This is a genomic window from Rhodothermales bacterium (genome assembly GCA_013002345.1).
Classification (GTDB): Bacteria; Bacteroidota; Rhodothermia; order Rhodothermales; family JABDKH01; genus JABDKH01.
Genome location: JABDKH010000059.1, coordinates 14,634 through 41,171, shown reverse-complemented (window position 1 = coordinate 41,171; position 26,538 = coordinate 14,634). Strand labels below are relative to the sequence as shown.

The window sequence follows — 26,538 nt, the reverse complement described above, 5'->3', positions numbered from 1 at the left end:
AGACGTTATCGTCAGGCTCAAGAATCAATGGATACGAAACGCATTTGTCTGTGGTCGGGGCCGCGCAATGTTTCGACGGCATTGATGTATTCGTTCGCGCAACGCCCGGGTACACGTGTCATCGACGAGCCGCTTTACGCTCACTACTTGCGGGTCTCTGGCGTGGACCACCCGGGACGGGAGCGGATCATCGCGAGCCAGGACAACGACGGCGAACGTGTGATCGCTGACGTCATTCTGGGTGACACGGCCGACGGAACCATCTTCGTCAAGAACATGGCGCACCACCTCGTAGACGTCAGTTGGGACTTTCTGGAGCGAACGGCCAACGTCATTCTTACAAGAGCGCCCGCTCAGGTACTTCCGTCCCTTGCACGCAAACTGCCGGATCCGAGAATTGATGACACAGGCTTTCCCGTTCAGGTCCGGTTAGTCGAACATCTCGCCTCCATCGGACAGAATGTGGTCGTCATTGACGCGCGCGAGCTGCTGGCGGATCCGGAGTCCGTTCTCCGGCAGGTCTGCGAGCGAATAAGCATTCCGTTCGTGAAAGCGATGTTGCACTGGCCGAGTGGTCCGCGACCGGAGGACGGCGTGTGGTCGGACATCTGGTACCATGATGTTCACACCACGACGGGATTCGCGCCGTATCGGCCGAAAACGACTCCGCTGCCGCCCAAGCTCGGTCCGCTGCTGGTTGAGTGTGAGCCGTACTATGCACGCCTGTCCGAGCTGGCGATCCGTGCGACGCCGTCCGCGCACACGAGCGTCCGTCCGGTTACAATTGAAAAGGCGCAGCGCTCCGACGTCGCGCGTGTGAATGAACTGCTGTCTGCGGCCTCGCTACCGGTCGACGGCATCGAAGATGTCTTTGACACTTTGCTTGTCGCGAAGCGCGGCAACGTGCTTGTTGGTGCGGCGGCTATTGAAATCCACGGGTCGCAGGCCCTGCTGCGGTCTGTCGTTGTCGCGTCATCCGAGCAGTCGGACGGAGTAGGGGCGCGACTCGTTCGGGATGCCGTCGAGAGCGCGGCATCTTTAGGGATCTCGGAAGTGGTCCTCTTGACAACAGATGCGTCGGACTATTTCAAGCGCTTCGGTTTCGAGGCCGTGAGCAGGGAGTCGATCTCCGGTCCGGTGATCGAGTCGAGAGAATTCACCACACTCTGCCCGAGCACCGCCACCGCCATGAGGCTGTTGCTTTCCGGGTCGCATGGACTCGCGGATCGATGAGTGCCGAATCCAAAGTCAACGTCGAGATAAAGGCTCACTGCGATGATCCGGAGGGCGTCTGCGATCGGCTGAAGTCGGCGGGTGCCCGGTACGTCGGGCTTGATCATCAAACCGACACGTATTTCAGGGTTCGCGAAGGCAGGCTGAAACTGCGCGAGGGCAACATCGAGAACACGCTGATCTACTACAGGCGCGGGGATGAGGCGGGACCCCGGCCGTCGTTCGTTCGGCTCTATCACCCTCCGGATCCCGAAGGTCTTCGCGCCCTGCTTGTGGAGGCACTCCGCGTCGAAGTGGTGGTCAAGAAGGCGCGTCACATCTACTTCCTCTCAAATGTTAAGGTGCATGTGGACAGCGTCGAGGGCCTGGGACACTTCCTCGAGATCGAGGCGATAGGGGACCCCGGGCCGGACGTAGAGGCAGTGCTCGAGCAGCAGTGCCGGCGAACGATGTCTCTGCTCGGCGTTGAGGATGATCAACTGGTCGATCGATCCTACAGCGATATGCTTGCGGAGATCAGGCGGTAGAGGAGCGGCCGTGCACGGCAACCTGTGACTGTCACTCGGGGGCCGCCAAACGAGGCTCTTAAGTCTCCAGACGACTTTTTTGCAGCCCGATTTCATCTAAAGTTTGGGGTATGGCATGCCGATACAACGCGATGTAGCCAGCGGGCCATTTTCGTACTTGTATACTCCGCATGAAGTTAGAGCCGTCCCCACTTTCGCCGACCGGACTGGGAGTAGTCGGTTCACCCAACCCTGGAGCCCTCGACGTGCGCCAGGTCGAGACGGGCTTTCTGGAAGAGGGACCCGACGGCCTCATTCGACATCTCAACGTTTCGTTCTGTCGGCTACTCGGATTACCTGATCCCCCGCAATCGTATGTGACGAGATCTCTCAGCGAAGTACTGGGATCAGCGTCTCGTCCGCTGCCTGAGCTCACGGCATTCCGCAACCAACTGGTGGGTCAGCCTCACGGTGATGCCACCACGTCTCGCACTACCGAGATTGATTTCGGCCCTGGACGACGACTCGAGATCACCTACGTCCCGAGAATGCGCGACGGCGACGTTATGGCACATCTGTGGATGCTTCGTGATGTCGGCGACAACCGTGCAGCCGTCGAGAAACTGCGGTTCCAGGCTGAGGTTCTTGCGCAGGTGAGCGACGCCGTTGTAACGGTGGGCTCAGACATGGCCATCAAGTACTGGAACAAGGGTGCTGAGGTACTGACTGGTCTAAGCGTAGAAGACACGCTGGGGAGAGGTCCGGAAGAGTTGCTACAATTTCGCTTTGAGAAGCCCGAAGAAGAGCACGCCGCCTGGGGTCTTCTGGCAGACCGCGGAACGTGGTCGGGAGAGATCATTATCTCCACACCTCATACCGAAGGTGAGCGCCACATCCACGCATCGGCCAGTGTTCTCTACGGTCCTACCGGCGAGTTTAACGGTCTGCTCGCCGTGATGCGAGACGACACCGAGCGGCGTGAGATGCAGGATCGATTGATCCACCACGCATATCACGACACGCTGACCGGCCTGCCCAACCGTATGATGTTCCTGCGATCGCTCGACAGCGCGACCGCGGAATCTCGGGATGGCGAACCGGACTATGCGGTCGTTTTCCTCGATCTGGACCGCTTCAAGATGGTGAACGACAGCCTCGGCCATCATGCCGGAGACGCGCTACTGAAGATGTTCGCGTTCCGCCTCAAGCAGGCTGTTCGTGATGGAGACGTGATCGCGCGGCTGGGCGGAGATGAATTCGCTGTCCTGTTGAGTGGAGTCGGTGGCCAGGATGGGGCGCTGTACGTGGCCGAGCGAATCCTGGAAAGCCTGGCGTCGCCATTTATCATCGAGGGGATGGAGGTCTTTTCGTCGGCAAGCATTGGCATCGTGATGGGCGACCCCCACTATGATCTGGCCGAAGATCTGCTTCGCGATGCAGACGCCGCCATGTATCAGGCCAAGCGCAAGGGCCGCGCATGCTTCGCCGTGTTCGACGAAACGCAGCAGATGCAGGCGTCCGCGTTGCTACAGCTCGAGTCCGACCTCCGACGCGCGATCGAACGCGACGAACTTCGCGTGTTCTATCAGCCAATTATCCATCTTGCATCCGGGACACTGTACGGGTTCGAAGCACTTGTGCGCTGGTATCATCCGCATAGAGGACTGATCACGCCGGCCCAGTTCATGTCCGTAGCGGAAGAGACCGGATTGATCGTCGACCTGGATCGATGGATGTTCCAGCAGGCGACCGAGCAGGTTGCCGCGTGGGATCGCCGCTTCGGTGATCTAGATCTGTCCATCTCCGTGAACTGCTCGAATCGCAGCTTCCACGATCCCGAACTGGTCGACTACATCGCGTCGGTCATGGATCTGACGGGACTCGGAGACTCGCGAGTTGCACTGGAGATAACCGAGAGCGTTCTGATTGACGACGGAGAACGGGCGGTGCGTGATCTCGAGCGTATCAAGGCGCTCGGCGTCAAGATCAGTCTGGACGACTTTGGTACAGGATACGCGTCACTGAGCATGCTGCATTCTCTGCCGATCGACATTCTGAAGATCGATCGCTCGTTTATCAAGAGAATGGAACGACAGGACGACGGACTGAAGATGGTCAAGACCGTACTGGATCTGGCCAAATCGCTGAACATCCACGCCGTAGCCGAAGGTGTGGAAACGACGCGTCAGCTGGACCACCTGCAGTCGATGGACTGCATGTTCGGGCAGGGCTACCTCTTCTCGAAGCCGCTGGATGCTGACATGACGGGCGCGCTCATCGCCCGCCGTTCGGAGTGGCTGGGAGAGATCTTTCAGCAGCCTCCGGTGCCGATCCGATCAGTCGCGTAGACCGGGCGTCCGACGCTCCGCAGGTCGCCCGAGCACGTCACTGAACCTTCCGCACAATTACGCCGCACGCGAGTCGCTTGCCCGCATTGCCGGTTGGCTGTGTTACAAAGTCATCGGCGCCAGAGTGTACGATCACCGCCTTGCCCTCGATTGTCTGCTCCCCGGTGAGCCGAATCACGGAGTCGACTGACTCGAACTCGGCGACGCCTTCGGCCAGTTCTTCCAGGTTGCCCAGATCCCCGGCATGTCGCTCAGTGGCAGGGTTGCCGGGCGCTCCGTGTGGAGAGCCCATCGGATTGTAGTGACCGCCTGCCGAACTCGCATCGGGCGCACTACAGTCTCCAAACTCGTGGACGTGAAAGCCAAACCGTCCGCCAGATTCCAGCCCCGAAACAACAGCTGTGACGAGAACAGTCCCGTCTGCCACGGATGAGAATTCAACTGTGCCGGACACCCCGCTCTGGTTGGCGGGGCTCAGCGAGGCACTATATACCGCATCGACCTCTGTCTGCGGAGCGGGTTGTGCTTGTTCTTTGTCACCGCTCTGGCAGGCCACGCCGGCGATCATCAGCGGAAGCGACAGGAGGAGGGTTGATTTCATAGAATGATAACCGGGCCGGGATGCGTTTGTGGTGCGGGATTGAAGAGGCGCGGGGAAATGAACGCCTTTTCACAAGGTAATGATCAGAGCCGACGGCCACACGCAGTACATTGCGGCGGACAAATGTGCTGGATGCGCCGGTTACTACTCATCAACGGAGGGACCGTTGGCCTTGCTTCTGAATCGCTTGACAGCAGTCGACATCGGCAAACGATTTGGTCGCCGTTTCATCTTCCGACATGTGCACGTCGAATTCGCGGCCGGAGAAGTCGTCGCGATTACCGGTCCGAACGGATCCGGGAAATCGACTTTGCTCAGGATTCTCGCTGGACTTCTGACGCCGACGGAAGGGCATATCGATGCGAGTTGGAACGGGTCCGAAAGCGTGGACGATCTCACGAGGCACGTTGGCTTTGTGGCGCCCTACATCAACGTGTACGACTCGTTCACCGCCGCTGAGAATCTGGCGTTTCTCGTACGACTTCGACGGCTCGGCGGTGGCGACGCTACGATAGAACGCGCGCTCAGGGAGGTCGGACTGGAAGCAGCGGCCAACCAGGAGGTCGGCACGTACTCGAGTGGCATGAAGCAGCGGCTCAAGCTCGCAATGGCAGTCATCCACGATCCTGCGGTGCTGATGTTCGACGAGCCCAGTTCCAACCTGGACGCAGCTGGCCGGAGGGTCGTCACGGAACTGATAGAAGCCCACAGGGAGAGGGGGCGGATCGTACTTGTGGCTACGAATATCGATGACGAGGCTGCTGTCTGTGACCGGCAGGTGAACGTAGCTGAGTTTGTTGCGTTAATCGCGCGCTAGGCCCACCGCCGCAATCGTGACGTGCTCGAAGCCTACTGCACGGAGAGCAACGGCTGCCGAAAGGGCCGTGGCCCCGGTCGTGACGATGTCGTCTACCAGCACGGCGTGGGAATGCCCCGGACCGGGCGCTGACGCAGCCCGGAACGCATCTTGCACGTTCTGCCATCGGTCGTCACGATTTAAAGTCGTCTGTGTGTGCGTCGGCCTCGTCCTCAGTACCAGGTTTTCATGTACGGGTATCGAAATCCGTTGTGATACGGCCGCGGCGATCCAGGCGGCCTGGTTGTAGCCCCGATCGAGGCGTTTGATTGGATGCAGAGGAAGGGGGGTGACCACAGAGGCCGGGCTGTCCAGCGCCAGCGTGACCGCCAGCGCGTCGCCAAGAAATCTTCCGTACCAGGGCCGATTCTGGTACTTCAGAGCATGCGCAACGTCCCGGAGCGGGCCGTCCTTGTCGAAATACCACAGGCACTGTACCTGAATGCCGTCCGCATCGCGGGGAAAGGGCTCCAGCAGCCCTACAGTATCGCACGCCTGAACGCGTTCCAGGGTGCGGAGGCACCTCCAGCAGAGGGGCGCCGCATCCTCGGATCGTGCACCGCAGTGCTCGCAGACTGAAGGATACAGCAGACTTATTAGTCCCCGGCGGGCGCGTACCAGCGTGTTTCGCATAGACAGCCATGATCCGAAACGGCAGCTGCCAGGTCAATTGCACGGCCATCTTCAAGACTTCTTGCCGACCATGCAGCGCGGACCGCTCGTAATCTTTCGTATTATGCTGTAATTGAGACGAATTCCGGCAACGAGAGCTGATCCGATGGTTACGAGAAAAAGACGGGGAATGATCATCAAGAACACCCACTTGAGTTCCGTCGAGATCAAAATGAAGTCGCGCAAGATTGTGGTGGACCCTGGCGAGGAGATGCTTCTGACGGCCGACGAGGTACGAGATCCCGTACTGCGAGAACATCTGCAGGTAAGGTCTGTCTCGATCGTCCGACCCGCGACGGAAGAGGAAGAGCAGGAATTCCGGAAAAAGCAGGGGATCCGGGGCTGATCGTTGTCCCGCGTCCTGAACGTCCTTGCGCTCGAACCATGGTTCGGTGGCTCCCATAAGAGTGCCCTGCTGGGTCTTTCGTCCCACAGCCGGCACGACTTCCGCCTGATCACGCTGCCAGATCGGTTCTGGAAGTGGCGAATGCAAGGAGCCGCTGTCTCGCTCGCGCAGGCGACACTCGATGCGGTGTCAAGCGGATATCGGCCGGACCTGTTGTTCGCGAGCAGTATGGTCAACGTGCCGGCATATGTGGCGTTGACACGCGACGCAGCTCCGCGACTTCCCATTGTGCTCTACATGCACGAGAATCAGCTCACCTACGTCCTGCCCGACAGTGGGCCTCCCGATTACACGTACGCGTTCATTAATTATCTGTCGTGTCTGACCGCCGATGAAGTGGTGTTCAATTCGGAATTTCACCGGTCCGAATTCCTCGGAGCACTACCGGAGTTTCTCAAGCGTTTTCCGGATCACACTCACGGTGACACGACCTCCAGGATTCTATCGAAATCATCTGTGCTGCATCTCGGCATAGACGCTGCCGCGATCGACGCGCGGCTGACTCCGAGGACTGCCACTCGGACATCCGGTCCGACACCCGCAATTCTCTGGAACCACCGGTGGGAGTACGACAAGAACCCGGAGTCCTTTTTCAGGGTGCTGAACAGACTCGATGATGCCGGCCTGGAGTTCGATCTTATCCTGATCGGGGAGAAATTCGAAAATCGACCGACGGTTTTCGACGAAGCGCGGGATCGGTACGGGAGCCGGATCCTGCAGTTCGGATTTGCACCCACGTTCGACGAGTACTGTACCTGGCTGGATCGGTCGGACGTTGTTGTGTCGACGTCCGACCACGAGTTTTTCGGGATCTCGATGGTTGAGGCGATACACTGCGGGTGCCATCCTCTCGTGCCGAATCGCCTTAGCTATCCCGAGATCGTGAGCAGCGTGGAACGGCCTCCCGCCGGCGAGGCCCGGATATTCTACGAGACGGAAGAGCAGCTTTATCAGGCCCTCGTGTCGCTGCTGAGCGGCGAGACGCAGATGCTATCCCGCAGCAGGCTGCGGAGCCTGGTTGCGCGTTTCGACTGGAAGACCCGTGCGTCCGAATTTGACGCGATGCTGGACCGTGTGGCCGGAGCGTCAGTTCGCCTCGGGTGACACGACGGGCCGCGTGACGCCTAGCCCATATTCTCGATCATCGCCGTCGCGAACTCGCTGGTCTTCAACAAGGTTGCACCATCCATCAGACGGTGGAAGTCGTAGGTGACCTTCTTCTGAGAAATCGTTTTCTCCAGCGAGGCAACGATGGCGTCAGCGGCCTCGTTCCACCCCATGTACCGGAACATCATCTCCCCAGAGAGAATGACGGAGCCTGGATTCACCTTGTCCTGATCCGCATACTTCGGAGCAGTTCCGTGCGTCGCCTCGAAGATGGCCAGTCCCGTCTCATAGTTGATATTGGCACCCGGGGCGATTCCGATTCCGCCGACTTGTGCCGCGAGGGCGTCTGATATGTAGTCCCCGTTGAGGTTCATGGTCGCGATCACATCGTACTGGCCTGCACGCGTCAGTATCTGCTGCAGAAATGCGTCTGCGATCACGTCGTTCATGATGAGGCCGCTCGGAAACTTGCACCATGGCCCACCCTCATATTCGACCGCGCCGAACTCCTCTTTCGCGAGCTCATATCCCCAGTCACGAAAAGCACCCTCGGTGAATTTCATGATGTTTCCCTTGTGGACGAGGGTGATGTACTTGGCCTTCGACTCGAGCGCGTGCTTGATTGCGGCTCGCACGAGGCGGCGAGTTCCCTCTCGAGATATCGGCTTAATTCCGAGTCCGCTCGAATCCGGGAAGCGGATCGACGTGACGCCGAGTTCCTCCTGCAGGAATCGCATCAGCTTCGCGTTCTGCTCAGTGCCGCTTCGATACTCGATGCCCGCGTAGATGTCTTCCGAGTTCTCCCGGAAAATAATCATGTCCACCAGCTCCGGATTTTTCACCGGAGACGGGACACCTGTGAAGTACTGGATCGGCCGCACGCAGGCAAACAGATCGAGTATCTGGCGAAGCGCTACGTTGAGCGATCGGATTCCGCCTCCAACAGGCGTGGTGAGCGGCCCCTTGATCGCTACCAGGTGATGCCGAATCGCTTCGAGGGTGTCGTTCGGAAGCCACTCACCCGTTTCGTTGAAGGCCTTCTCGCCCGCCAGAACCTCGAACCAGACGATTTTTCGATCTTGACCGTAAGCCTCCTTGACGGCGGCGTCCAGAACGCGCTGTGACGCTCTCCAGATATCAGGTCCGGTCCCGTCGCCTTCAATGAACGGGATGATCGGGTCAGTGGGGACGTGAAGGCCGGAGCCGTCTTTCTTGATCAGGTGTCCTTCGGTCGGCGGCGTGAGGTGCGTGTATTCGGGCATCTGTAGAGATCTCAGGGTCGTGGAGTTGGGGTTGTGGAGTTGGGAGACGTGGGAAGGTAGATCAGTCCGCGGTCATGGCTCAAGCGGGGAGGGCCGCCACAAGCTCATTTCACGAAGATTTGGGCTATCAGAGCCGCCGGAAGATCGACCGCAGTCTCAATTCCCACACCTTGAGTGTCGCTTCTCTTACGATCTGTCGGTTCATCTTCGACAGGCCTTCCGTTCGTTCGGTGAAGACGATCGGAACCTCCTTCAGCCGGAAGCCCATTCGCCAGGCCTTGTAATTCATTTCGATCTGGAACGAATAGCCGTTCGAATTAACCCGGTCCAGGTCGATCGCCTCGAGCACTCGCCGATGGAAGCACTTGTAGCCCGATGTGACATCCATAATCGGAATGCGAGTTACGAGCCTCGTGTAGATTCCGGCTCCGTACGAAAGCACCAGCCGTGGCAGGGGCCAGTTCATGACGCGAACGCCATCGATATAGCGCGAACCGATCACGAGGTCGGCATCACCCGCGCGAACCGGGGCTACGAGGCTGGGCAGATCGTGCGGGTCATGCGAGCGGTCGGCGTCCATCTCGCACACGTATTCAAAACCGCGTTCCAGAGCGTATCTAAACCCGGCGATGTACGCCGTCCCGAGTCCTTTCTTGCCATCTCGAACGAGAAGCTGAACCCGTCCCTCGTGCCTGGTCGCGAGTTCCTCTACGGTCTTGCCCGTGCCGTCGGGCGACGAGTCATCGACCACGAGAATGGCCATATCGTCCCCCGCCTCGAAAACGCGTTCTACGACGGCTTCGATATTCGCTGCCTCGTTGTAGGTAGGCACGACGACAAGCACCGGCCAGCGAGGGTCGCGCGCCGCCGGGCCGGTAGACGTTGATAGCGTGAAATCCGTCAAATCGACGTATGGGATCTTAATTCAGATATCGGGAAGATAAGCCGGACCGTCGAGAATGGGTGATTCTCGTTCAGCGCGTGGATCGCGGCGTCCGGGCCGGTTACGCAGGATCTGGCAGCGTCCGTACATCAAATCAACGTCAAAGGGGGCATTCACTTGCGTTCACGCTCGAAAATTTCTAACTACAGTAATTCCCGAGACCTCAATGCGTACGGGATTTCGGGACGCCCATCTCGATCTTGATCCTTATCTCAAGTTTAGTCGGAGGCGACTGATGAACAAACTGATATCGCTGCTCACGAGCACCCTTTTCATTTTGGCGGGCTTTCTGACGACAGAGCTCGTCCTGCCACAGACTGCTCAGGCACAGTACACTGTTGGTGACGATTACAAATTAGCCTGGAGTCTGGATCCGCGTGATGATGCGGTGTTGTTTCCACGTGGGCCGGCTTTTGGTGCGCGCAGTGTGCTGGCCGGCATGGATCTGGACAACGACGGGAACAAGGAGATTCTGTTCTCGACCGACGAGACGCTTGCTCCAAGTGGACCGGATCCGGGTTTTCTGGACGTGTTCCTGTACGAGAACAACGGCAATGACTCGTTCGAATACGTCTGGCACTACACACATCCGGACGGATCGAATTCGTTACCTGCCATGGCGTATGGAGACATCGACTCCGACGGCAACTGGGAGATTTATTTCGGTATTCCGACGATCAACGATGATCCTGAGGATGTATTCATCTTTGAGGCTGAGGCAGGTGTGTTTCCGGCTACACCGACGGTGTCACTCCAGGTGCGAACCGATGGGACCGTCGATTTTCGTCCGTCGGGATTTCAACTGGTTGATGTGGACAAAGATGGAGCGACCGAGTTGATCATCCAATCGCGAACGGGTGGCAACAGGGAGCTGGTTGTGATGTCGCTTGCGACGCCTCAGTTGGACGCGTTTGCGACCTTCAACATCGAGTTTGAGGCCGGTGAGGCGGTGCTCGGCGGTGGCGGCACGTACGATGTGGATGTCGTGGACTTTGACGGCGACGGCAACAACGAGATCTGGTACAACACGTGGGACAACTGGACGATGGCCATCTTCGAGGTGACGGGTCCGGACACGTATGCGTTGCAGGTGGAGTTGGACGGTGTGATCCCGGTGGCCGATCCGGGTTCGTTCAACTCGCACGACATGGCCTTCGAGGACTACGACGGTGACGGGAAGATGGAGGGATACTTCCCGATGACCGACGGCAAGTTGTACTACGTTGATGACATTGCGGACATCTCGACGATGACGGTTGCGGACATTCAGACCGTGGGGACGTTTGACGCGACAGCGCGGTCAAGAGGGGCTGATGTTGGCGATCTGGATGGCGATGGTCTGACGGACATCGTGGCGTCGCACGGTACCAGCGAGAAGGTCTCGTTGATCGAGTACGACGGTGTTGGCAATCGAGCGGACTCGACGAGTTATTCATGGTCGCTTCTTCTGGACAGTTCGGGTGGGACGCCGGAGCGTTACTATCCGATGCGTATCGCGAACGACCTTGACGGCGACGGGAAGAACGAGGTGGTCTTGACCAACCTGTTCGCTTCCGAAGCAGGACAGCCGATGATCATCGTCCTCGAGTACACGGGCGTGCCAACGGCGATCGACGATCTTGCCGAGGTTCCGGACGGGTTTGTTCTGGATCAGAACTATCCGAACCCGTTCAATCCGACAACTTCCATCGAATTCGAGTTGCCTTCAGCGACGGCAGTGACCGTTCGCGTGTACAACGTGATGGGGCAGCTGGTCCGGACGCTGGTAGATGGTGAGATGAAGGAAGCCGGTCGTCATGGCGTCTCGTGGGACGGTCGGAACGCGAGCGGAATGCAGGTTGCGAGCGGGACATATGTTTACGCCCTCGAGTACGGCAAGACGCAGATGGCAAAGACCATGGTTCTACTCAAGTAGTCGAAACACGACGGCGGGGTTCGGTCTCCGAATCCTGCGTTGATAAAGGAATGGCCCGTCGCAGGTGTTGCGGCGGGCCATTTCTTGTCTGGCTGGCTTGGCCGACTTCTGGACTCGCTTCAGTCCGAGGCCGAAGCGCCATCAGCCCACCTCGTCCGGAGAAACGCGAGCGTCTTCTCGACGAGCTCCTGAGGCGGTGTGATGTGGCCCGCCTCTCGCGTCACATCGATTGTCGCCGTGTATTGCTCAAAGAAGCGGCCGCAGGTTGGACAGTCGCCAATATGCGCCCAGAACTTCTTCCTGGTCTTCTCATCGAGTTCGCCGTCCAGGTACTTTACGATGAAGCCGTTGACTTCCTCGCACGACGGCTCCAGTCCGAGCATGATTTTTATTTTGTGCAGGATCATGAGTTCGGTCAGTACCTCATCTGTGGGTCGAGGAGACTCTTGAGGGCCTGTCGGGCACGATGCAGTCGGACGCGAACTGCTCCCTCGGTGATGTCGAGCATCTGTGCAACCTCCGCCGTGGGCAGTGCGCGAATGTCACGGAGTGTCACAACCATCCGGTAACTTTCTGGCAGCCGGTCGATGGCCTCCCTGACGATCCGCTGAGTTTCATTTCGCTCAGTGAGCTTGTGCGGATCCCAGTCCGCTCCGGCGTCCCGATACATTCCCTTCGCAAACTGCGGCTGCAGCCTGTCCAGATCCGCCTCGTCGAGAGCGGTCGTTCGCTTCGATTTCCGAAGCGCCGCACGGCTCAGGTTGATGCCGATCGCGTAGAGCCATGTCGTAACTCTCGACTCGCCCCGGAACGTGTGAATTCGCTGATATGCCTGCAGGAACGTTTCCTGCATAACCGAAGCAGCTTCATCGTCGTCACGCAGAATCCTCACGATCACCCTGAATAGTCTTGCCGACTCCTCGCGGACCAGCGCCTCGAATGCTCTCTTGTCGCCACGGAGCAGGGCGTCGAGCTCGTAGGACGCGCCCACCGCCTTCTCCGGGGTCTGATCAGCTTTCACGGGACTTGGTTTCATTCAGTTGGCGATCGTTACGGCACCAGACAACGGGTGCCAGGGCTATTATCACGCTGCCGAAACGGGAATAAGAACGGATCCACCGCACATAGTTTACACCTTGTTTCGTACCTTTAGCAACTTGCCGATATTTTGCTGTCGGCAAACATTTCGGCTTGTTTTGACGTTTTCGAGTCGTTTCTGCTGCCCGGCGGAAACGCGAATGCTTCGCAGCGGTCGCAAAACAAGCAGCAATCACCACAACCGTAAGAAGAGCGGACTATGACGAGGAAGACAGCAAGAGCCAGCACTCCTCCTGCCAATGGCGAGCAGGACCCGGCGAATGTTATCCGCACGGAGGTCGAATACAAGTCGTTTCAATCTGACGAAGTCAGCCACACGGACCTCGGCCTCGCAGATGACCAGCTGCTGGACATGTACCGGAATATGTTGCTTCAGCGCCGTTTTGAGGAGCGTGCGGCTCAGATGTACGGGAAGCAGAAGATCTCCGGCTTCCTGCACCTCTACATCGGTCAAGAGGCGGTGTCTACGGGCGTGGCTAATGCGATGAAGATCGGCGAGGACTCGGTGATCACGGCGTATCGCGATCACGGTATCGCTCTCGCAATGGGCATGACCTCCAACGAGTGTATGGCCGAGCTTTTCGGGAAAGTCGACGGCTGCTCAAAGGGCAAGGGCGGGTCGATGCACTTCTTCAGTGCAGAAAAGAGATTGTTCGGCGGGCACGGTATCGTCGGAGGTCATATTCCGGTGGGAGTCGGCATTGCGTTCGCACACAAGTACAAGGAGGACGGAGGCGTTTGCATCTGCTTCTTTGGTGATGGTGCGATCAACCAGGGTTCATTCCACGAGGCCGCCAATCTCGCGTCGCTCTACAAGTTGCCGGTTGTTCTGGTGGTCGAGAATAACGAGTACGCAATGGGCACAGCCGTACATCGCGCGTCGGCCGAGACGGACCTGTTCAAGCAGGCTACCGGTTACAACATGCCCGGCGCTCTAGCCGATGGAATGGATGTCTTCGACTGCTATCGTGCGTTCTCGGATCACATCGCGATGGCGCGCGACAATCAGCCGTCGCTGCTCGAGGTCAGGACGTACCGCTACCGCGGTCACTCCATGAGCGATCCCGGCAAGTACCGGACGAAAGAGGAGATGGAAAACAAGAAGAACGCAGATCCGATCATTCGTCTGAAGGCGTATCTCGTCGGCCATAACCTGGCAACGAACGAGTCACTAGACGTCATCGACGAAGACGTCAAGCGCGAAGTGAAGGCGTCTGTCGAGTTCGCCGAGAAGAGCCCGCAGCCTCCGCTGGAGTCGATCTACGAAGATGTCTATGCCCAGAAGGACTACCCGTTTCTGAAGTAGCACTCCGCTCCTTCCAGAGTAGAATTCAATTTGACGAGCACGAGTTTACGATATGGCTGAAATGCAATTCAGAGAGGCGCTCCGCGCCGCGATGGTGGAGGAGATGGAGCGTGACGACACCATCTTCCTGATGGGAGAAGAAGTGGCGGAATACGATGGTGCGTACAAGGTTAGCGAAGGCATGCTGGCTCAGTTCGGTGCCAAGCGTGTCATCGACACCCCCATCAGCGAGAACGGATTCGCCGGTCTGGGTATCGGAGCCGCTCTTAATGGTCTGCGACCGATCGTCGAGTTCATGACGTGGAACTTCTCGTTCGTCGCCATTGACCAGTTGATCAACAATGCGGCAAAGATTCGGTACATGTCCGGCGGTCAATTCAAGGTCCCGATTGTATTCCGTGGGCCCAACGGTGCGGCCGGCCAGCTGGCCGCTACGCACAACACATCTACCGAATCCATCTACGCAACGTTTCCAGGTTTGAAGGTCGTGGCACCATCAAACCCGGACGATGCGAAAGGCCTTCTCAAGTCAGCAATCCGGGACGATGATCCGGTGATCTTCCTTGAATCCGAAGTCATGTTCGGATGGAAGGGAGATGTCTCCGAGGAAAAGAACTACCTGATTCCGATCGGCAAGGCTCGAATTGCGAGACAGGGAGACGCGGTGACGATCGTCGGCCACAGTAAGAGCTACTGGGTAGCGATGAAGACCGCAGAGATGCTTGCCGAGGATGGTATCGAGGCGGAAGTGATTGACCCTCGAACCATTCGACCGCTCGATATCGACACGATCCTTGAGTCGATTAGAAAGACAAATCGATGCGTCATCATCGACGAGAGCAATCCGTTTGCGAGTATCTCATCGGAGATGACGTATCAGATTCAAGAGCGTGCGTTCGACTATCTGGACGCGCCCATCATGCGGATCACTGCGAAGGATACTCCCGCGCCTTATGCGAAGAATCTCATGGAGTACTATATGCCGAGTGCGCAGGATGCGTATGACGCATGCCGCAAAGTGATGTACGTTGACTAGGCACCCGTTGTGCTACTTACCTCAAGCCAACCCCGAAAGTAATGGCCATTCCTGTTGAGATGCCCAAGATGAGCGACACCATGGAGGAGGGTGTGCTCGTAGCATGGCTCGTTGACGAAGGAGCCGCCGTAGCGGCCGGAGATATCATAGCCCAGGTCGAAACCGACAAGGCGACGATGGACCTGGAGGTCTATGACGACGGCGTGCTGTTGAAGAAAGTAATCGGCGAGGGTGACGCGGTGCCGATCGGCGCGTTGATCGCAGTTCTCGGAGACAAAGGAGAGGACGTATCGGATCTTCTCGAACGTTATTCCGCAGGTGCGGCGTCGCGAGACACCTCGGCTGCCGAGAATGTTGGAGTCGCCTCGGGCAATGGCCAGGACTCCCTGCCGGCCCTCGCTCCGGTAGCCGGAGACGGCTCAAGAGTAAAGGCGTCGCCGCTGGCAAAGAAGCTGGCTCAGGAGCACGGACTTGATTTGACGCGCATGAGGGGTAGCGGTCCCGAGGGTCGTATTGTGAAGCGCGACATCGAACTGGCGATGGGGGGAGTGCAGGTACCGGCACAGACACAGGCGCCTGCGCCGCTGGTGCGTGAGCCCGAGCGCGAGAAGAGCGCTGCGCCTGCTGCCACTCGCGTCCCAACACCGGCTCCGTACCAGCCGACCGCCTTCAGCGATGCGGATCAGCCGGGCGAGACCGTTCGAATTTCGCAAATGAGGAAGGCCATCGCACGGCGATTGGCACAGAGCAAGTTCACCGCCCCTCATTTCTATCTCACAATAGATGTTGACATGGACCGCGCGGTCGCAGCACGGGCACGGGTCAATGCCATCGCGGAGAAAGAGGGGTCGGAGCGGATTTCGTTCAATGACATTATTACGAAGGCATGCGCAGTCGCATTGCGTAGCCATCCGGCGGTCAACGCGTCTTATCTGGAGGATCAGGGAGAGATCCGCTACCACAAATCAATTCACGTAGCGGTGGCGGTCGCCATTGACGAAGGTCTGATAACACCGGTCATCCGACATGCGGACCGGAAGGGTCTCAGTGAGATCGGAGCTGAGACACGCATGCTGGCCCAGAAGGCCCGCGATCGACGGCTTCAGCCCGAAGAGTTCGAGGGGTCGACCTTCACCACGAGCAACCTCGGAATGTTCGGTATCGAGGAGTTCACGGCCATCATTAATCCACCCGAAGCGTGCATACTGGCTATCGGTGCGATTCGGGATGAGGCGATCGTTCGAGACGGGCAGGTAGTGGCGGGCAAGCGCATGAAGCTCACCATGTCTTGCGATCACCGCGTCGTGGATGGCGCGACCGGTTCTCGCTTTCTCGAAACTCTTCGGAAGTACCTCGAAGAGCCGCTGAATCTGCTGCTTTAGAAGCGTCTTCGGAGGCGGAACTGCGCAACAAAGAAGGCTACGCGTGGTCCAAGTATTGCGACCGTTGATCACGAATTGTCGCCCCTGACCCGTGTCACTCCGGATAGCTCACATATCGGATATCCACTTCGGCAAGATTGCCCAGCCAGCGATCGTAGATGCACTTGTGCACGAGATTAACGGTGCCGACGTAGATCTGGTATCCGTATCGGGCGATCTGACGCAGAGGGCGAGGCCGCAGCAATTCGCAGACGCAGCAGCCATGCTCTCGCGGCTCGAAGCGGACGTGCTCGTCGTTCCAGGCAACCACGATGTGTTCGCCTGGTGGTTTCCCATTCGCCGATTGCTCGATCCTCTCCAGCGTTACCACCAGTACATCTCCGACGATCCAACGCCGTCGTATGTCGCCAACGGTGTAGCCGTCCTGGGTATCAACTCAGCAACGGGACTTACCATAAAGGGCGGCCGTATCGATGGTAGTCAGCGCGATCGCATGCGAGAGTTCTTCACGGGTCGACGCGACAGCAGTTTCAATATTCTGGTGGTCCATCATCATCTCAGCAGGATTGAAGCTCTGGGTTGGCACGACATTGCACGACATTCTCAGCATACGCTGGACGTCGCGGCTGATTCCGGGGTCGACTTGATTCTGTGCGGCCATCTCCACATCTCCCACATCGAGCCGGTCGAAATAATTCCCGGCGACCACCGACTCGTTGTTGCAAGCGCGGGAACGGCAACGAGTTCGAGAGGAAGGAAGGAGCATCGGCGATCCAATTTCTACAACCTGGTTACCGTGGAGACGGACCACTTCCTGATCGAGGAGAGGCGGTTCGACGGCCGCTCGGGCCGCTTCATCAAGGATTGCGAGACTCGATTTGAACGTGATCCGTCAAATGAACCTCCTGATTCGTGAACACCGATGGTGACGTGATTTCGCTTCAATATCCGTCGCATCGGATTCCGTGAACCCGCAATCGACCTTCGGCGTAAACTCCCGTCACGTCGTCGTTTGACAATTCTGCTCACTAGAACGCATTCGGGTGCCGCTTGACCTGGCTGGTGCCGGTATGAGTTACATCAATATTATGGCCGTGTTCTCCGCTCGATTCCTGTCACATTGTGCCCATGCCGCGCTGCTGGTCGTGGCAATTTCGTCCGTGGCGAAAGCTCAGGACTTGCCTGTCCAGGTGGACCTGGATGTCGCCTCTTTTGCGTACGACGACGCAAGCTCCCTTCTTGAGGTCTATCTCGCATTCGAGGCTCCGTCACTCGACTTCGTCAGGACCGACCAGGGGTATCTGGCTGTTCTGCCTATCGACCTTGTCGTCTTCAGAAGCACCCAGGAAGGACTGGAGGGTACACCCGTGGACCCGGTGTGGTCAGATTCCATGAACCTCTCATTCGTAGTTCAGGATACGGTCGGCCTTGCTCAGGGCCAACATTTCCTGCATCAGTTGAGGACGGCGATCCCGCCGGGCGAATATGAGATGGACGTCGTCATTCGTGGCGACGCGGCATTCGATCGGGCGGAGGTTCGGGTACGTCGCGACGTGGTCGTTCCCTCATACTCGTACAACAATCTCGCTTCGATCTCTGATATCACGCTGGCGTCGCAGATCGAGCGCTCGGACGATAAGTCCAGTCCCTTCTACAAGAATGGTCTGTCGATCCGACACAACGCGAATCAGCTGTTCGGCGAAGGATTGGGACGGCTGTTCTACTATGCCGAGACGTATAACATTGACGCGCTGCCGGGTGTCGACAGCGACTACACGCTGTTTTGTTATATCGCCGAGGCCAATCTCTCGAATCCTCTGGACGGACTCAGTCGACGCATCACCCGACCTGCCCGGTCGCCGGACGTGATCGTGGGTTCATTCGACGTCAGCCAGGTGCCAAGCGGCTCGTACTTTTTGCGAATGGTGGCGCTTAACCGTGACAATGTGGCGGTCGTGGAGCAGGCTCGGAAGTTCTTTGTGTTCAATCCGAATGTCGTTCGAGAACAACCGGTTGGCGTAGAGGGGGCTTTCGAGTCAAGTCCGTTCGCGTCCATCCCGGAGGCTGATGTGGAGCGCGAGGTAGAACTCATTCAGTCTATTGCAAGTGAGCGAGAACGCCGCCGCGTCAAGGGAATCCGCGACCTTGACGAAAGGCGCCGATTTCTAATGGAGTTCTGGGCGAATCGAGACCCCAATCCAAGTATGCAGGGGAATGCGTTCCGAGAGGAGTTCTTCCAGCGCGTCCAGTATGCGGATGACCGGTACACGAACAGTTTCGAAGAGGGCTGGAAGACAGACAGGGGACGCGTGCTGCTTCAGCACGGTCTGCCGAGTGGCATCGACCCGCATCTCTATGAGCGCGATACGGTTCCGTACGAGGTGTGGGACTACAACAACATCCCGGGCGAAGGTCAGGCCATGTTTGTCTTCGCCGATCGGTCGGGGTTTGGTCGGTTTGAGATCATACACTCGACCGTATCGGGAGGAACGACGCTTCCCAACTGGCAGGACGAACTACGCAGAAGGTAGAGCCGGAACAGACAGGGCAGCTGGCGCCGCTTCGTCGGTCCACCCGTCCATGTTAAACTTCCTCGCACTCAGTCATTCGAAAGATCTGGTTTCACCGCATGTCCGACTACGTTAGCATCGACGATCTCCATGCCCACGTTGGATCGACGGTGACGCTCAAAGGCTGGGTGCACAACAAGCGGGATTCGAAGAGCCTGATCTTCCTGATACTGCGTGACGGTAGCGGGCTTGCGCAGTGCGTTGTATCCAATGAGTCGGTGAGCGCAGACATGTGGCAGGTTGCTGCCGAAGCGACCCAGGAATCGGCGCTTGAGTTGACAGGTTCCGTGCATGAGGACGAAAGACAGGTCGGCGGCTATGAACTCCAGGTCACCGGCGTGCAGTTGATCGGCCGGTCGGACGACTACCCGATAAGTCCCAAGGCGCACGGCGTGGAGTTTCTGATGAACCACCGCCACCTCTGGCTTCGAAGCCGCAGGCAGTGGGCCATCATGCGCGTTCGAAACAGGATAATTATGTCCATCCACGGATTCTTTCAGGATCGTGGTTTCGTGCAGATGGACGCTCCGATCCTCACCGGAAACGCCGTTGAAGGGACGTCGACGCTGTTCGAGATTGACTATTTCGGCGACAAGGCCTACCTGACGCAAAGCGGACAGCTTCACGGAGAAGCGATGGCGTTGGCCATGGGCAAGATCTACACGTTTGGGCCGACGTTTCGAGCGGAAAAATCGAAGACACGTCGGCATCTGACGGAATTCTGGATGATCGAGCCTGAGATGGCATTTTACGATCTCGATCTGAACATGGACCTCGCCGAAGCACTGCTGGTGCACATCGTCGCAGAAGTACTGGAGAGTTGCACGGCCGAACTGGAGATTATCGGGCGAGATGTTGATTTGCTCCGCCGGTGCACACCACCGTTTCCGCGAATCACCTACACCGAGGCCGTGGACATTCTCAAGAGTGCGAAATCGGCCGACATGATAGACGCCCGTATTTCCTCCCACAAGTCGGAGTTGGCCGACCTGAAGGCTGAACTCGAGAGCAATCAGAAGGCATACGGTCAGGCCAAGAAGGCGGTCAAGCGGCGACTGGATGCTCGCGAAATCGAGATAAACGCGCGCGTCGAGGAACTGGAGGAAGCGCTTCGCAATCTTCCGTCATGGAAGGAATCCGCGATGGGATTTGAGTGGGGCGGGGACTTCGGGGGAAGCGATGAAACCGTCATCACCTGGCATTTCGACCGGCCGATAATCGTCCATCGATATCCGGCAGCGGTGAAGGCGTTCTATATGAAACGCGATCCCGAGGACGACAAACTGGCCCTCGGAATGGACGTGCTTGCACCCGAGGGTTTCGGAGAAATAATTGGAGGAGGAGAGCGGGCGACTGACCTCGCATTCCTTCGCAGACAGGTGGAAGCTCACGGCCTTCCCGAGGAGGCCTTCGACTGGTATTTCGATCTCCGCAAGTACGGTTCCGTACCGCACGCGGGGTTCGGGCTCGGATTGGAACGAACTGTATCGTGGCTGTGCGGCGTGACCCACGTGCGCGAGACCATTCCTTTTCCAAGATTGCTCGGCAGGCTGCACCCGTAGCCGGAAGTCAGGCCGCGACGACATTGCGCTAGACGTGTTCGAGAACGAAGTCTGACATCAGAGCAAGTACGCGTTGTCCGCCAGGTTCGTTGAACGTCTCGTGATACATATCCTTGAATAACGACACGGATTTATCCTGAGATGCTGCCGACCTGAAGAACTCACCACTCGCCTGAGGAGAAGTGATTCGGTCCTCTCTGCCGTGCACAAGAAGCAGAGGATGCGAGATACGCGGAGCGGAGTGGAGTGCGGCCTGTCCGATTCGGATGATTTCCGCAGCGGTGCCGATAGAAAGCGCCTTGCAGAAAGTCAACGCATCGTCCTTAAATGCCAGCGCGACACGGCCATCTGTTGCTAGAAGTGTTTGGTCCAGCGGCTTGACCGGCAATCGCGGTATGAGATGCGACAGCATCAGGGCTGTCTTCTGAAGCCATGGCGGTTCCATCAGGGCGATGGCCGGGCTGCTCATGATCAAGCCGCGTATTTCGTGCGGGCAATCGACGGATGCCAGAGCCGCAACGGCTCCACCGAGACTATGGCCGAGAAGAAACACCGGCGTGCCCGGATATCTGTCGACCACGCGATCAATGAAATCCCTGGCGTCGCGGACGAGCGTCTCGTAAGCCGAGATGTAGGCGCGCCGCCCTCCCGACATGCCGTGCCCGAGTTGGTCGTACGACTCCACCGCGATGTTCAGATCAGTAAAGTGCTTTGCATGCTGCTCATACCGACCGGTGTGCTCGGCAAGTCCGTGCAGTAGCGCTACCACTGCACGGGGACGTGCGACAGGCACCCAGCATCGCTCGCGCAGGCGAATGCCGTCCCGGTTAACAAAGCTGTTCGATGAGTCTTCCACACGCGGCAGTCGAGGAGGTTAACTGGCAAGATCTCGGGATCCACTGGTCAGGCCAAAGATAGGGCGGTGTTGACGAATTGGCGCACGATTCAGGCTAGTGTCAAAGTAGACCTGCCTCGGTATCTTGGGCGGGTATTGGATTGATTAAGTGTGGTTACAAATGTCGAAGAGAATCCTGATCGCATCGATTAGTGGAATACGGGGAGTGTTCGGTGCAGGACTGGGCCCGCGCGAACTCGTAGAATACGCGGCCGCTTATGCACTGTGGTGCAGGGAGCAGCAGGGGAGCAGGTCTCTGGTGGTCATTGGACGCGACGCGCGCACAACGGGTGACATATGTTCTCGGATCGTTGCGGGCACGTTGTCTGCGGCCGGGATTGATGTCATTGACGCCGGCCTTTCTTCAACGCCCACGGTCGAGATGGCCGTGATTAAGGAAGGTGCTGTTGGCGGCATCGTACTTTCAGCCTCGCACAATCCGGGCGAATGGAATGCGCTGAAGCTGCTCAATGGAGCAGGAGAATTTCTTTCCCCCGATGAAGGAGCCAGAGTGCTCGCACTGGCTGCCGACGGACTCGATCCGACCGTTGGTTTTGAGACCATTGGCAAGATCGAAGAGTCTGACTATCTACAGTATCACATTGATCAGATACTCGCGCTGCCGTTTATAGATCGTGGCGCGATCGCAGCGCGCGGATTTCGGGTTGTGGTCGACGGTATCAATTCCGTCGGTGGCATTGCGATTCCTGCGCTGCTCGCTCGACTGGGACTGGCCGAGGAGCAGATTATTCGCCTCAACTGCGATCCGACGGGGCTATTCGCGCATCCTGCGGAGCCGTTGCCGGCCAATCTTACCGAGACGATGCGGGCAGTCGCAGATTCGGGGGCCGATCTTGGAATAGTGGTGGATCCTGATGCCGACAGGCTTGCTTTGATTGAGGGTGGGGGCCGGTACATGTCGGAGGAGTTGACGCAGGTTGTGGCCGCAGACTTCATGTGGCGGTTCAGGCCTGGCCCGTTTGCGACGAACCTGTCATCGTCGCGGGCGATCGAGGATGTCGCAGCCCGGCACGGGCAGAAGGTGTACCGGTCGGCGGTGGGTGAGATCAACGTGGTCCGGAAGATGCAGGAGGTGGGCGCCGTGCTGGGCGGTGAGGGGAATGGTGGCGTGATACTTCCAGACCTTCATTACGGCCGAGATGCTCTCGTCGGGACTGCGATGTTGCTTCAACATCTTGCCAATGAACGCTGCTCGCTCACGGATGTGCGGGAGGGGTTGCCCGTGTATCACATTGCCAAGAAGAAGACGGCGATCGGTGCGGTCGATCCTGACGTGCTGCTTGCGTCACTGGCGACTGCGCACGAAGCAGAACGGGTTGATACGACGGATGGCGTGAAGATCGATATGGAAAGCAGCTGGGTCCATGTGCGGCGGTCGAACACGGAGCCCATCGTGCGGGTTTATGCCGAGGCGCCGAGCGCGCACGAGGCAGAGGAGCTCGGCGAGCGGTTGGTGGGGGAGGTCAACGGGTTGGCGGCATCGCTCGACAGCTGAAACGTGGGTCCGTGGTTGCCGGTGGTGGCTGGCGGTGCCGTGAAAGGTGGGTTGGGCTGAACTGATGGGGCTACGCCCTCCTCCCCGACAATCCAGGTCATCAGGAAGACCGAGCGCGAGCCCGGACGGGTCCTGGGAGACACTTCCTTCGTTCACCCTTCGAAACGACCGGGTCCGCTACCGCGAGGGCTGCGGACCCGGCACAACGACCCCGAAACGAAGAAGACCGGACAAGCTATCTGACGACCAATGTAAGTCGGTTCGTGAGGTTGCAGCGCTCGGCACTGTCGGCTCGGCCTTCAGGATTGATCGCGGCGGCTCAATTGCATTTCCAATCCCACACAAATCGGGCGAGTGTGAAGTTTCCTTCCGAATCCTCATGTCCCGTCCAGCTGGCGCGGAGGTGCAGCCTGTCGCCATCCTGGTTAGCATACTTCTCATTGAGTTGGAAGTGGTCGATCACGGACGGACCGTTTTGTTTACGGACCGTGTGACTGATGTCCTCGCCATTTGTAAGCCTCCAGATGCCCGACTCTGGTGCCTGTCCCCATTGCGGAGACGCGGTATCGTAGTTGAGTTTAAGATGCTCTATTTGATTCCCTGAAGGAAGGGTAGTCGTGACCATGACGTAGTCAGCGAACCCATGCCAGGTCATAGTTTCGTCCAGGCATTCGATATATTCTTCAACACCTTCTATCGAGACGATTTCCACCGGTCCGACGGTTCGCTGGACTTTGTATGCCGCGCTAGCGCCGGCGGCGACGCCACCTTGAGATGCCTCGGCATCTGCGACTACGGCTGATTCAGTTGGCATCGTCTCGCTGCATCCTGTCAGTGCGAATACGAGCAACATTGTGGAGAGTAAGCAGACGGTTTTCATACCAATACCTCTTGCGGAGCTGGCTGGGACCTGCATGCCGCGCTTGGACGTGCTCAATACTGACGAACGGGTATCCTGCTTCGAGGAGGCGCGGCGAGGGTCCTCAATAGGATTGTAATGGTGTTTCAGATACGAAATGAGACCCACGACTGCTGTGCGTGGAAGTACGCGGCGCAACGGCGGGAATACCCTGAACAACGTAAGGACCGACAAACGACTAAACGGCTACGTCGACCGGGCGACTCGCGGATTCATGGCCATCCGACCGAGTGCGTGGCCTGCCAGGGTGGACGCCATGTGTCTGTCGATCCGCAGCGTGTCGACTCATTGACCGTAAACAAAAAAGGCGGCACCCATTCGGGCACCGCCTTTCCTGAAGTCGCTGGGCGACGGACTAGAAGTCCATGCCACCCATGCCACCCATGTCCGGAGCGCCACCCGGCATCGCCGGCGCCTTCTCCGGCCGATCGGCAACAACGGCCTCAGTCGTCAGGAGAAGTCCTGCGACGGATGCCGCATTCTCGAGCGCCGTCCGTGTGACCTTGGTCGGGTCAATCACGCCGAGGTCCATGAGCTTGCCATACTCCTCGGACTGGGCATTAAAGCCGAAGTCTCCCTTGCCCTCTTTGACCTTCTGGACAATGATCGATCCTTCGTGTCCGGCGTTGGCTGCGATCTGACGAAGCGGCTCTTCGAGCGCCCGTCGAATGATCGAAACACCGATCAGCTGATCCTCATCCTCGATCTTCAGCTTGTCGAGGGACGTCAGAGCGCGGATGTACGCAACACCACCACCCGGTACGATTCCTTCCTCGATGGCTGCGCGTGTAGCGTGGAGTGCGTCTTCGACTCGCGCCTTCTTTTCCTTCATCTCAGGCTCTGTGGCAGCACCGATCTTCAGCACCGCAACGCCGCCCGACAGCTTCGCCAGACGCTCCTGTAACTTCTCACGATCGTAGTCGCTGGTCGTGGACTCAACCTGCTGCTTGATCTGATTGGTGCGGGCCTTGATCTGCTCGCTGTCACCTGCGCCGTCAACCACGACCGTGTTGTCCTTGTCGATCACGACACGCTTGGCACGGCCCATGTAATCCAGCGTCGAATTCTCGAGACGATAGCCCTTCTCTTCCGACACAACGGTTCCGCCGGTCAGGATGGCAATATCCTCGAGCATTGCCTTGCGACGATCGCCAAAGCCAGGAGCCTTAACTGCCGCCACCTTGAGCGTGCCGCGGAGCTTGTTGACTACCAGTGTGGCAAGAGCCTCGCCTTCCACATCCTCTGCAATCACGAGGAACGGAGCGCCCATCTGGGCAACCTTCTCGAGAATCGGGAGGAGATCCTTCATCGTCGAAATCTTCTTGTCGTGGATCAGGATGTATGGATCCTCAAGAACGACCTCCATATTCTCCGCATCCGTCACGAAGTAGGGGGAGAGGTAGCCGCGATCGAACTGCATACCCTCGACCACTTCCAGCGTGGTCTCGGTGCCGCGAGCCTCTTCAACGGTGATAACACCGTCCTTTCCGACCTTCTCAAATGCATCGGCAATCAGTTCGCCGATTGCTCCGTCATTGTTGGCCGAGATGGTCGCGACCTGAGCGATGCGGTTCCGATCCTGGATGTCCTTGCTCTGGCTCCGGAGGTTCTCAACAACCGCCGTAACCGCATGGTCTACGCCACGCTTGAGGTCCATCGGATTGGCACCGGCCGTGACGTTCTTGAGTCCAGACGTCATAATGGCCTGTGCAAGAACTGTCGCCGTGGTCGTGCCGTCACCGGCAACGTCACTGGTTTTCGATGCGACTTCCTTCAGCATCTGTGCACCGACGTTCTCGAGCCGGTCTTCCAGTTCGATCTCCTTGGCAACCGTGACGCCGTCTTTCGTGACGGTCGGTGCTCCAAACTTCTTCTCAATGATCACGTTTCGACCCTTGGGGCCTAGCGTAACCTTCACCGCTTCTGCAAGCGCATCAACTCCAGCCTTAAGCTTGGAGCGAGCGTCCGAATCAAAAACAATCTGCTTTGACATGGTATCGATAGTGTGTTTTAGTCTTTGATTGACCAACCCTTTACGGAGAGGTCAGCTACTTCTTGAGGATTCCGAGAATGTCGGTCTCCCGCATGATCAGATATTCCTCATCTTCGAGGCTGATTTCGGTACCGGAATACTTGCCGTACAGAACGGTATCACCTTTCTTGACCGTCATGTCGATCTTGGTTCCGTTCTCGACGCGCCCGGGACCGGCAGCGATGATGGTGCCTTTCTGTGGCTTTTCCTTGGCGGTGTCGGGAATGAAGAGGCCGCTGGCCGTCTTCTCTTCAGCCGCCTGGGCCCTGACGACAACTCGGTCACCGAGTGGTTGGATGCTGGCCATTGCTCAACTCCTCCAATTACATTGATTTATGAGAGTACATCTGATGTTCAACTTGTTAGCACTCGT

At 58.1% G+C, this 26,538-nt stretch carries 24 protein-coding genes; 14 read left to right on the top strand and 10 right to left on the bottom strand.

Translation table 11 applies throughout. From position 1 onward, the window contains the following. The first annotated feature begins 27 nt into the window (after positions 1–27). The 3 genes from HKN37_02975 to HKN37_02965 all read left to right on the top strand — a co-directional run bounded on the left by HKN37_02975 (position 28) and on the right by HKN37_02965 (position 4,087). Positions 28–1,233, top strand: a complete 1,206-nt coding sequence (locus tag HKN37_02975; GenBank protein NNE45605.1) for a GNAT family N-acetyltransferase — start codon at positions 28–30, stop codon at positions 1,231–1,233. Next, entirely contained in the window at positions 1,230–1,760 is a 531-nt protein-coding gene (locus HKN37_02970) for a class IV adenylate cyclase (GenBank protein NNE45604.1), read from the top strand. The genes HKN37_02975 and HKN37_02970 overlap by 4 nt, the downstream gene beginning before the upstream one ends. A gap of 170 nt (positions 1,761–1,930) precedes the next feature. Beyond that, the gene (locus HKN37_02965; GenBank protein ID NNE45603.1) at positions 1,931–4,087 is read left to right on the top strand and encodes an EAL domain-containing protein; all 2,157 of its coding nucleotides are present in this window, start codon (positions 1,931–1,933) and stop codon (positions 4,085–4,087) included. Between the two features lie 37 nt (positions 4,088–4,124). Here HKN37_02965 and HKN37_02960 read toward each other — a convergent pair whose 3' ends face one another. Next, complete coding sequence (locus HKN37_02960) at positions 4,125–4,688, bottom strand: superoxide dismutase family protein (protein ID NNE45602.1); 564 nt, start codon at positions 4,686–4,688, stop codon at positions 4,125–4,127. 178 nt (positions 4,689–4,866) lie between these two features. Between HKN37_02960 and ccmA the strand changes: the two genes are divergently transcribed. Further along, positions 4,867–5,505 carry a heme ABC exporter ATP-binding protein CcmA gene (ccmA, locus tag HKN37_02955; protein ID NNE45601.1) on the top strand — a complete coding sequence of 213 codons (639 nt, stop codon included), beginning with the start codon at positions 4,867–4,869 and terminating at the stop codon, positions 5,503–5,505. Here the strand turns inward: ccmA and HKN37_02950 are convergent. Continuing rightward, the gene (locus tag HKN37_02950; protein NNE45600.1) at positions 5,491–6,177 is read right to left on the bottom strand and encodes a ComF family protein; all 687 of its coding nucleotides are present in this window, start codon (positions 6,175–6,177) and stop codon (positions 5,491–5,493) included. The genes ccmA and HKN37_02950 overlap by 15 nt on opposite strands. Before the next feature lie 145 nt (positions 6,178–6,322). Here HKN37_02950 and HKN37_02945 point away from each other — a divergent pair, with 145 nt between their 5' ends. Both HKN37_02945 and HKN37_02940 read left to right on the top strand, forming a co-directional pair. Then, a complete protein-coding gene (locus HKN37_02945) occupies positions 6,323–6,562 on the top strand; it encodes a hypothetical protein (GenBank protein NNE45599.1) in 240 nt (79 codons plus the stop codon). Positions 6,563–6,565: 3 nt separating this feature from the next. Beyond that, positions 6,566–7,726, top strand: a complete 1,161-nt coding sequence (locus HKN37_02940) for a DUF3524 domain-containing protein (protein ID NNE45598.1) — start codon at positions 6,566–6,568, stop codon at positions 7,724–7,726. Positions 7,727–7,746: 20 nt separating this feature from the next. On the opposite strand, the gene icd is transcribed toward HKN37_02940, so the two are convergent. Both icd and HKN37_02930 read right to left on the bottom strand, forming a co-directional pair. Beyond that, positions 7,747–8,991, bottom strand: a complete 1,245-nt coding sequence (icd, locus tag HKN37_02935; protein NNE45597.1) for an NADP-dependent isocitrate dehydrogenase — start codon at positions 8,989–8,991, stop codon at positions 7,747–7,749. A gap of 127 nt (positions 8,992–9,118) precedes the next feature. Further along, the gene (locus HKN37_02930) at positions 9,119–9,916 is read right to left on the bottom strand and encodes a polyprenol monophosphomannose synthase (GenBank protein NNE45596.1); all 798 of its coding nucleotides are present in this window, start codon (positions 9,914–9,916) and stop codon (positions 9,119–9,121) included. A 253-nt stretch (positions 9,917–10,169) separates the two neighbouring features. On the opposite strand from HKN37_02930, the gene HKN37_02925 reads away from it, so the two are divergent. After that, positions 10,170–11,849 carry a T9SS type A sorting domain-containing protein gene (locus HKN37_02925; GenBank protein ID NNE45595.1) on the top strand — a complete coding sequence of 560 codons (1,680 nt, stop codon included), beginning with the start codon at positions 10,170–10,172 and terminating at the stop codon, positions 11,847–11,849. Between the two features lie 119 nt (positions 11,850–11,968). On the opposite strand, the gene HKN37_02920 is transcribed toward HKN37_02925, so the two are convergent. Further along, the gene (locus HKN37_02920; protein ID NNE45594.1) at positions 11,969–12,253 is read right to left on the bottom strand and encodes a hypothetical protein; all 285 of its coding nucleotides are present in this window, start codon (positions 12,251–12,253) and stop codon (positions 11,969–11,971) included. Positions 12,254–12,264: 11 nt separating this feature from the next. Continuing rightward, complete coding sequence (locus HKN37_02915; GenBank protein ID NNE45593.1) at positions 12,265–12,885, bottom strand: sigma-70 family RNA polymerase sigma factor; 621 nt, start codon at positions 12,883–12,885, stop codon at positions 12,265–12,267. Positions 12,886–13,146: 261 nt separating this feature from the next. Here HKN37_02915 and pdhA point away from each other — a divergent pair, with 261 nt between their 5' ends. From pdhA to HKN37_02885, 6 genes are all read left to right on the top strand, one after another. Further along, on the top strand, positions 13,147–14,253 hold the full coding sequence (gene pdhA / locus HKN37_02910) for a pyruvate dehydrogenase (acetyl-transferring) E1 component subunit alpha (GenBank protein ID NNE45592.1): 1,107 nt from the start codon (positions 13,147–13,149) through the stop codon (positions 14,251–14,253). 52 nt (positions 14,254–14,305) lie between these two features. Continuing rightward, entirely contained in the window at positions 14,306–15,289 is a 984-nt protein-coding gene (locus HKN37_02905) for a pyruvate dehydrogenase complex E1 component subunit beta (GenBank protein ID NNE45591.1), read from the top strand. 41 nt (positions 15,290–15,330) lie between these two features. Continuing rightward, positions 15,331–16,671 (top strand): 2-oxo acid dehydrogenase subunit E2, encoded by a 1,341-nt coding sequence (locus HKN37_02900; protein ID NNE45590.1) that lies wholly within the window; start codon positions 15,331–15,333, stop codon positions 16,669–16,671. A gap of 91 nt (positions 16,672–16,762) precedes the next feature. Beyond that, entirely contained in the window at positions 16,763–17,587 is an 825-nt protein-coding gene (locus HKN37_02895) for a transcriptional regulator (protein ID NNE45589.1), read from the top strand. 154 nt (positions 17,588–17,741) lie between these two features. Beyond that, a complete protein-coding gene (locus tag HKN37_02890) occupies positions 17,742–19,202 on the top strand; it encodes a GWxTD domain-containing protein (protein NNE45588.1) in 1,461 nt (486 codons plus the stop codon). Positions 19,203–19,300: 98 nt separating this feature from the next. Next, the gene (locus HKN37_02885) at positions 19,301–20,803 is read left to right on the top strand and encodes an asparagine--tRNA ligase (protein ID NNE45587.1); all 1,503 of its coding nucleotides are present in this window, start codon (positions 19,301–19,303) and stop codon (positions 20,801–20,803) included. A gap of 28 nt (positions 20,804–20,831) precedes the next feature. Here HKN37_02885 and HKN37_02880 read toward each other — a convergent pair whose 3' ends face one another. Continuing rightward, on the bottom strand, positions 20,832–21,659 hold the full coding sequence (locus tag HKN37_02880; GenBank protein NNE45586.1) for an alpha/beta hydrolase: 828 nt from the start codon (positions 21,657–21,659) through the stop codon (positions 20,832–20,834). Positions 21,660–21,819: 160 nt separating this feature from the next. Between HKN37_02880 and glmM the strand changes: the two genes are divergently transcribed. Further along, positions 21,820–23,214 (top strand): phosphoglucosamine mutase, encoded by a 1,395-nt coding sequence (glmM, locus tag HKN37_02875; protein ID NNE45585.1) that lies wholly within the window; start codon positions 21,820–21,822, stop codon positions 23,212–23,214. Positions 23,215–23,533: 319 nt separating this feature from the next. On the opposite strand, the gene HKN37_02870 is transcribed toward glmM, so the two are convergent. From HKN37_02870 to groES, 3 genes are all read right to left on the bottom strand, one after another. Continuing rightward, positions 23,534–24,028 carry a hypothetical protein gene (locus tag HKN37_02870; protein NNE45584.1) on the bottom strand — a complete coding sequence of 165 codons (495 nt, stop codon included), beginning with the start codon at positions 24,026–24,028 and terminating at the stop codon, positions 23,534–23,536. Between the two features lie 460 nt (positions 24,029–24,488). Beyond that, entirely contained in the window at positions 24,489–26,126 is a 1,638-nt protein-coding gene (gene groL, locus HKN37_02865; GenBank protein NNE45583.1) for a chaperonin GroEL, read from the bottom strand. A gap of 55 nt (positions 26,127–26,181) precedes the next feature. Then, positions 26,182–26,472, bottom strand: coding sequence for a co-chaperone GroES (groES, locus tag HKN37_02860; protein ID NNE45582.1), 291 nt, complete (start codon positions 26,470–26,472; stop codon positions 26,182–26,184). Between the last annotated feature and the right edge of the window lie 66 nt (positions 26,473–26,538).